Source organism: Micromonospora sp. NPDC049799 (assembly GCF_040656655.1).
Lineage (GTDB): Bacteria > Actinomycetota > Actinomycetes > Mycobacteriales > Micromonosporaceae > Micromonospora.
Genome location: NZ_JBFAMU010000519.1, coordinates 1 through 3443 on the forward strand (window position 1 = coordinate 1; position 3443 = coordinate 3443).

Genomic DNA, 3443 nt, shown 5'->3' on the forward strand with positions numbered 1-3443 from the left:
CCGGCGGCCGGGCGCCGGGGTCGAACGGGCGTGCGGGCGGGCCGGAGGGGCCGCCGTACGGCGGGTGACCGGGGCGTTGGCCCTGGTCCGGTTGCCCCGACCAGGGGTCGACCGGCGGTGAGGACATGACATCAGCTCCAGGCGTGTGCGAACGGGCGATCCTAGCGAGCCGGCCGCCTGTCGCGCTGCCCCGTATTTCCCCGGAGACAGACGAACGCGGTGGCCGCCACCGTCACCCGGGACGGTAGGCGACCACCGCGAACGCGGCGGAACGGGGTGGGTCAGCCGCGCAGGCTGGCGACACCGCGCGGCAGGAACCGCTGGCCGGTGACCTGCTCGCTGGTGCCGGTCCGGTCCAGGTACGGCGTGACGCCGCCCAGGTGGAACGGCCAGCCGGCACCGAGGATCATGCACAGGTCGATGTCCTGCGCCTCGGCGACGACGCCCTCGTCGAGCATCAGGCGGATCTCCTGGGCCAGCGCGTCGAGCGCGTTCTGGCGCACCTGCTCCTCCGTGAGCGGCTGGTCGCCGACCACGAGCAGCTTCGCCACCTCGGCATTGATCTCGTCGTCGACCACGATGGGCTGGCCGGAGTCGGCGATCCGCTTGAGGTTCTCGCTGACGCCGAACCGGTCCGGGAAGGCGGCGTGCAGGGTGCCGCCCACGTGGTACGCGACGGCCGGCCCGACCAGTTGGAGCAGGGCGAGCGGACGCATCGGCAGGCCCAGCGGGTCCAGCGCGCGGTTCGCCACCTCCAGCGGGGTGCCGGCGTCGACGGCGGCGAAGACCGTGCCGAGGAAGCGGGTGAGCAGCCGGTTGACGACGAACGCGGGGGCGTCCTTCACCAGCACGCTGGACTTCTTCAGCTGCTTGCTCACGGCGAACGCCGTCGCGAGGGTGGCGTCGTCGGTCCGCTCGCCGCGCACGATCTCCAGCAGCGGCAGCACCGCCACCGGGTTGAAGAAGTGGAACCCGACGACCCGCTCCGGGTGCTCCAGGTCCTCGGCCATCGCCGTGATCGAGAGCGACGAGGTGTTCGTCGCCAGCACGGTCTCCGGCTTGACGATCTTCTCCAGCTCGGCCCAGACCTGCTTCTTGACGTTCAGGTCCTCGAACACGGCCTCGATGACGAAGTCGGCGTCGGCGAAGACGCCCTTGTCGACCGAGCCGCTGACCAGGCCGTACAGCTTGGCCGCGGTGCCCTTGTCCATCCGGCCCTTGCTGACGGCCTTCTCGATCTGCGAGTGCACGTAGCCGACACCCTTGTCCACCCGGGCCTGGTCCAGGTCGGTCATGACGACCGGCACCTGGAGGCGGCGCGCGAACAGCAGGGCGAGCTGGCTGGCCATCAGGCCGGCGCCGACGATGCCGACCTTGGTCACCGGTCGGGCGAGGCCCTTGTCCGGGGCGCCGGCCGGCCGCTTGGCCCGCCGCTGCACCAGGTCGAACGCGTACAGGCCGCTGCGCAGCTCCTCCGAGAAGACCAGGTCCGCGAGGGCCTCGTCCTCCGCCGCGGTGCCGGTCGCGAAGTCCGCGTCCTTCGCCGTCTCCAGCAGGTCCAGCGCCTTGTACGCGGCCGGGACCGCGCCGTGCAGCCGCTGGTCCAGGGTCTGCCGGGCGAAGTAGAGCACGCCCGCCCACATGTCCTTGTCGACCTCGGGCCGGGTCACCGTGACCTCGCCCTGCACGACACCGGCGGCCCACTCCAGGGACCGCTCCAGGAAGTCGGCCGGCTCCAGCAGGACGTCCGCGATGCCCATCTCCGCCGCCTGCTTCGGCTTGAGCATCTTGTTCTGCATCAGCGGGTTCTGGATGATCACCTGGGTCGCGGCGGGGATGCCGATCAGGTTCGGCAGCAGCTGCGTGCCACCCCAGCCGGGGACCAGCCCGAGCGAGACCTCGGGCAGCGCCAGCGCCGCCGCGCCGCCGGACAGCGTCCGGTAGTGGCAGTGCAGGGCCAACTCCAGGCCGCCGCCCATCGCCGCGCCGTTGACGAAGGCGAACGTCGGGACCGTGCTGTCCTTGAGCCGGGCGAAGACCCGGTGACCGAGCCGGCCGATCTCCAGCGCCTGCTCGCGGTCCGCGAGGGCCGGCAGGCCGACGATGTCCGCGCCGACACAGAAGATGTACGGCTTGCCGGTCACCGCGATGAACGCCGGGCCCGCCGCCAGGGCAGCGGTGATCGCCTCGTCCAGGCTGGTCAGGCCGGCCGGACCGAAGGTGTTCGGCTTGGTGTGGTCGAAGCCGTTGTCCAGGGTGATCAGAGCGGCCGGGCGGTCCAGGCCCGGTACGCGTACCTGGCGCAGCAGCGCCCGGGTCACGACCTCGTTCGGTGCGGCGAGGCTCACTTGTCTCCACCCTCCCAGTGCGGGTTCTCCCAGATCACGGTGCCGCCCATGCCGATGCCGATGCACATGGCGGTGAGGCCGTAGCGGACCTCGGGGTGCTCGGCGAACTGCCGGGCGAGCTGGGTCATCAGCCGTACGCCCGAGGAGGCGAGCGGGTGACCGATGGCGATCGCACCGCCCCACGGGTTGACCCGGGGGTCGTCGTCGGCGATCCCGAAGTGGTCGAGGAAGGCGAGCACCTGCACGGCGAACGCCTCGTTCAGCTCGAACAGGCCGATGTCGTCGATGGTCAGGCCCGCGATGCGCAGCGCCTTCTCCGTCGACGGGATCGGGCCGACGCCCATGACCTCGGGCTCCACGCCGACGAAGCCGTACGACACCAGCCGCATGGCGACCGGCAGGCCCAGCTCGCGGGCGGTGGCCTCGTCCGCCAGCAGGCTGGCGGTGGCGCCGTCGTTCAGGCCGGCCGCGTTGCCCGCGGTGACCTTGCCGTGCGGGCGGAACGGGGTCTTGAGGGTGCCCAGCTTCTCCAGCGAGGTCTCCCGGGGGGCCTCGTCGGTGGTGGCCAGGCCCCAGCCGTTCTCCTCGTCGCGGATCGCGACCGGCACCAGGTCGCCCTGGAGCTTGCCGTTGGCGTACGCCTTCGCGGTCTTCTGCTGCGAGGCGAGCGCGAACGCGTCGGTGCGCTCCTTGGTGATGTGCGGGACCCGGTCGTGCAGGTTCTCCGCGGTCGCGCCCATGACCAGCGCGGACGGGTCGACCAGCTTCTCCGCGATGATCCGCGGGTTGGGGTCGACGCCCTCGCCCATCGGGTGGCGGCCCATGTGCTCGACGCCGCCGGCGATGGCGATGTCGTACGCGCCCATGGCGATGCCGCCGGCGACCGTGGTCACCGCGGTCATCGCGCCGGCGCACATCCGGTCGATGGCGAAGCCGGGAACGGTCTTGGGGAGGCCGGCCAGCAGCGCGGCGGTCCGACCGATGGTCAGACCCTGGTCGCCGATCTGGGTGGTGGCGGCGATGGCCACCTCCTCGACCCGCTCCGGCGGCAGCTGCGGGTTACGGCGCAGCAGTTCACGGATGCAGCGGATCACC

At 71.9% G+C, this 3443-nt stretch carries 2 protein-coding genes; both read right to left on the minus strand.

Translation table 11 applies throughout. The annotated features are described in order from the left end of the window. Positions 1-281: 281 nt before the first annotated feature. Positions 282-2348 (minus strand): 3-hydroxyacyl-CoA dehydrogenase NAD-binding domain-containing protein, encoded by a 2067-nt coding sequence (locus AB0I76_RS25555; RefSeq protein WP_357040342.1) that lies wholly within the window; start codon positions 2346-2348, stop codon positions 282-284. Further along, complete coding sequence (locus AB0I76_RS25560) at positions 2345-3442, minus strand: acetyl-CoA C-acyltransferase (RefSeq protein WP_357040345.1); 1098 nt, start codon at positions 3440-3442, stop codon at positions 2345-2347. Before AB0I76_RS25560 ends, AB0I76_RS25555 begins: the two co-directional genes overlap by 4 nt. Position 3443: the final 1 nt, after the last annotated feature.